The sequence below is a fragment of the Pseudomonas sp. SIMBA_041 genome, from assembly GCF_046535095.1.
GTDB lineage: Bacteria > Pseudomonadota > Gammaproteobacteria > Pseudomonadales > Pseudomonadaceae > Aquipseudomonas > Aquipseudomonas mucoides.
This window is the reverse complement of sequence record NZ_JAWRXJ010000043.1, coordinates 1-481: the sequence shown is the minus strand read 5'-3', so window position 1 is coordinate 481 and position 481 is coordinate 1. Positions and strand designations below refer to the sequence as shown.

Genomic DNA, 481 nt, shown 5'->3' with positions numbered 1-481 from the left:
CATCGTTCGCGGTGCCTAGCCGCAAAAAAGACAAAAGGAAATCTGAGGTGACGTTGAAAAGACGCATATTGGGCCGGTGCCTGCTCGTCATCGCGGCGATCGCGGCCGTGACGGCGTTGATTCTGTACACCGTCGATCTCAAGGATCTGAAGGCGTGGTCCTCCCAAAATCGGCTAGCTATCGTCGGCGCTGGAGTGATGCTGTTGGCAGCGATCGGTGTCACTTTGCAGCGACGCGGGCTCGTGCAGCTCGGTGCGCAGCAGGCGTCCAAAGATCATGGGCTCGAGCCTCCTCCTCCGATCAACCCCGCTGCCGACGCCGGGAAGAAGCAGGTTGAATCGGCCGCCTTGCAGTTGAAGGACCTCCGCTTCCAGATGAAGCAAATCCGATGGTTTCGATGGGCTTATACGCGCCCCTGGCTGCTGTTGACGGGCGACGAGACAACTATTGGCCGCCTGTTGCCCGACCTCAAAGAACGCGG

General features: G+C 59.7%; 1 protein-coding gene. It reads left to right on the top strand.

All coding sequences use genetic code 11. From position 1 onward, the window contains the following. Positions 1-47: 47 nt before the first annotated feature. A partial coding sequence (locus tag SB725_RS30150) for a hypothetical protein (protein ID WP_410923017.1) occupies positions 48-481 on the top strand: 434 nt, incomplete at its 3' end.